The 3,771-nt window shown below is 30.5% G+C and carries 4 protein-coding genes; 2 read left to right on the forward strand and 2 right to left on the reverse strand.

The annotated features are described in order from the left end of the window. The coding region (locus HN894_16290) for a hypothetical protein (protein ID MBT7144884.1) at positions 1-246 on the reverse strand (246 nt) is incomplete at its 3' end. 133 nt (positions 247-379) lie between these two features. Here HN894_16290 and HN894_16295 point away from each other — a divergent pair. Together HN894_16295 and HN894_16300 are read left to right on the forward strand one after the other, a co-directional pair. Then, a complete protein-coding gene (locus HN894_16295; GenBank protein ID MBT7144885.1) occupies positions 380-2,521 on the forward strand; it encodes a histidine kinase in 2,142 nt (713 codons plus the stop codon). A gap of 11 nt (positions 2,522-2,532) precedes the next feature. Beyond that, entirely contained in the window at positions 2,533-3,132 is a 600-nt protein-coding gene (locus tag HN894_16300; GenBank protein MBT7144886.1) for a response regulator transcription factor, read from the forward strand. Positions 3,133-3,474: 342 nt separating this feature from the next. Here the strand turns inward: HN894_16300 and HN894_16305 are convergent. Beyond that, positions 3,475-3,771 (reverse strand): T9SS type A sorting domain-containing protein (locus HN894_16305; GenBank protein MBT7144887.1); only part of this gene is annotated, 297 nt, incomplete at its 5' end.

Raw genomic sequence — 3,771 nt, forward strand, 5'->3', positions numbered from 1 at the left:
ATTTTGAATTTCAATATGCTGATTAAACTGAAACTCGAATGCACTTTCAATTTCTCCAAATCTATCTGTGGAAGGAACTGAGTTGTAATTAATACCATCATTTCCATTCCCACTTTCATCATTCACATTTCCATTGAATGGATAATATGCAATCAGCCCAGCAATCGAATCAATAGTTGAACTTTGGACAAAACTATGACTACCATAAAAGACAACCATAAAACATAAAAAAAATAATTTTTTCATAACATATAAATTTAGTTAAATAATGCTGCTAAATTCATACAAATTGGTTAATTGGTGTTTCCTCAATGTTGATAATTATATTACTCATAAATGAGTATATTTGCAAACAGAAATTTTTTAACAATATAAAATATTGAAATTAAGTGCAATAAATAAAGATAATAGATTTTTTAAAGTAGTTAGCAAATATTTTGCACATCCAATATCTCTTACTATAATTTTTGGGCTATCAGTTATATGTTTCCTACCTATTAATTTTAATAAAACAAATATTAATCAATCAAAAAAACAGAAACTAAATCAAAATAATCTCAGTATTAGGCATGACCTAAATAATGACGGAAAAACAGAGCAAGTATTATTAACCTATAGAGGTCAAAATACGGCATATTCAGTAATTCGTGTATTTGATAACAATGTGGCATTATTTGATCAATGGAACATAAAAGGAAGTTATCTTGAGCGACAAAATCCATTGTTTGGTGACTATGATAATGATGGATTTATAGAATTATATACAATTACAAAATCTAATGACTCATTATTATTGCATGGAATAGAATTTTTCGGAGATCAAAATGATTTAATAACGAATAGATTTATTTGTGTTTCGAAATATAATAGAAATAAAAAATTAGATGTTGATTTTCATGGTGGTGATTTTGTTGATTACAATAATGATGGATTTTTAGATTTATTCTTCATATTATATTCAGGCCTTTCAAAATATCCAAGGAATATTTTCAGATATGATATTAATAATGACAGCTTAAAAATATCTCCATTTAGTGGAACAGGAATAATAAATCCCTCTTTTTTTACAGATATTGATAATGATAATAAACATGAGATTTTTGGACAAGTTCCGGCATATGGTAATTATACCAGCGAAGTTCCATTTAAAGATAGCAGCAGCTATTTAATAGTTTTTTCTGAAGATTTAGAATTAAAATTCCCTCCGGTTGAGTTCAAAGAATATCCCTGCAATTTGAGCACTGTATTAATGACCCAGGCTGATACCTCATTTTTGCTAAGTCTTTTTAATTATAATGGAACCTCACCGGGGAAATATTCAAAACTATTTCTACATACAACTAATGGAAAACAAATAAGTGAGCTATTGCTGCCAGATGAAGTAGAAGTAAATAGCTATAACATAACATACTTCGATTTTGATAATAGGAATCTAATTGTATTAACCGATATATCCGGTCAGGCATTTGAAATTAAATATCCTTTAAAATTGATAAAACTTAATGTTTCAAAAGAAATTACTAGGATAAAATCCGCTGGTAATAATTTTATTCACAAAGCAGATATTGATTTCGATAAAGAAAATGAAATCATTGTTTTTAAGCAGAATTGCGAAGACCTGTTGGTATTAGAAGAAGATTTAAGCATTTATGCTGAAATACCAGTACCAGGAGGCTCCAATTATCCTACAAATATTTTTAGCTACACTAATGACAAAGGCGAATTCCTACTCGACATTCAGGCAGGCAGGTATTATTATACTTTCAAAGTAGAAAAAAATTCTTTGTTTTTTTGGAAATATCCTATCTATCTTGGGATTTTTGGTATTATATTTTTGTTTTTCTATTTCCTGAATTTGCTACAGAAAAAAGCTGCAAAAGAAAAATACGAAAGAGAAAAAGAATTAGTACATCTTCAGTATAATTCAATAAAAAATCAGATTGAGCCTCATTTTATAGGCAATGTAATTAGTTCAATTTCCGGTTTATATGCCGAGAAACAACGAATAGAAGCGGATGCCTATGTTTCCCGATTTACCAGAATTCTAAACCAATCCTTGCTCAACAGTAATCGTGTTACTGTTCCACTACGCGACGAACTTGATTTTACACGCGACTACATAGAAATTCAGCAAAACAGATTGGAAAACAAATTCGACTTTGCAATTGAAGTAACTAAGGATGTGAGTTTCAAAACCGAAATTCCAAGAATGTTGATACACACTTTTGTAGAAAATTCAATTAAGCACGGTTTGCAGCATTGCGATTATAAAGGGCATTTATCAATTGAGGTTTCAAAAAAAGGGAGGATTATTGAAATTGTTATTGAAGATAATGGAATTGGGAGAGAAAATGCAAAAAAATTGAAAACTTTTGGTTCGGGAAAAGGAATAGAAATTGTTGGCGAAATGCTCAATCTTTATAGACGAATTTCAGGAAAGAAAATAAAATATGAAATTGAAGATATTGAAGCAAAACCCAACAACTCCGGATTTAGAGTAACTATCTCGCTACACAAATAAACTTTCAAATAATGAATGTCGTAATTATTGACAACGAAATTGCAGCTGTAAAAAGACTAAAAAGTCTTCTCCAAATGTTTGATGAGATTGATTCAATCACCGGACTTATTGATCCTCAGTTTGCTATTAAAGAAATTGTAAACAAAAAACCTGATATTGTATTTTGCGATGTTGAGATGCCAAATATTTCGGGTTTCGATTTAGTTTCGGAAATACGTAGTCAGGGTGTAGATCCAAAAATTGTTTTCGTAACAGCATACAACCACTATGCAATAAAAGCAATAAAAGAATTTGCTTTTGATTATATGCTTAAACCAGTTGATATTAATGAAATCAAAAATTTGTTTAACCGAATTGCAATAACCAAAAAATCTACAGGGAAAAATATAATTTCATTTGCTTCAAAACATAATCTTACCGAACGTGAAACAGAGGTGGTTGAATATCTTCTGCAAGGTTTATCTTCCAAAGAAATTGGAGAAAAATTATATATGAGCAAACATACTGTCGATTCTCACAGAAGAAATATTTTGTCGAAAACAGATGTGAAAAATACAAATGAATTGATTGTGCTGCTTACAACAAAGGAGTTGGTAGAAATGCTCAATTGATTCTTTTTGATTTTTTATTGAATTTGCAATTAAATTTGTCCAACGTTTTGAATGATTTTTGAAAAAATCAAAAATCCCGCCAAAACTACCTTTTCCTGCTCCCTTGTTACCCTGCCATAAATGATAGGGCTACCAATAGATTGTCGCTACAGAACTACATTCCTGCGAATGCAGGAATCCCTTCAAAATCTAGCTCACTCGATGAGATTCCTGCATTCGCAGGAATGAGTTGAAGGTTGATAAAGTTGGAACAAATTTCAAATTTCTATTTCCAAAACAAAAAAACCTGTCATCCCGATTTTTATCGGGACTGACAGGTTATATTTATAAAATTAAAAAAAACTATTTAATCACACTCATTTGTTTTACTTGCGAAACTCCATTTACATCAAGTCGGTAGTAATAAATGCCCGATTGGGATTTTTTAAAATCGTAAACAAATTTGTATAATCCAGCAACTTTGCTTCCACTTTCAAGAACCTCAATTTTCTCACCCAAAACATTATAAACCGATAGCTCAACTATTGAAGCCTCCGGCAAATAATAGCTTATAGTTGTTTGATTTTTGAAAGGATTGGGCTGGTTTTGATAAAGGACAGCCTGAGCCAATTCTTCACTTGTCAAAATTTCGCCGGCTAC

The organism is Bacteroidota bacterium (assembly GCA_018692315.1).
Taxonomy (GTDB): Bacteria; Bacteroidota; Bacteroidia; order Bacteroidales; family JABHKC01; genus JABHKC01.

Bases quoted from the DNA above. Each gene is read 5' to 3' on its own strand.
- HN894_16300 (MBT7144886.1), top strand. From the start codon at position 2,533: ATGAATGTCGTAATTATTGACAACGAAATTGCAGCTGTAAAAAGACTA.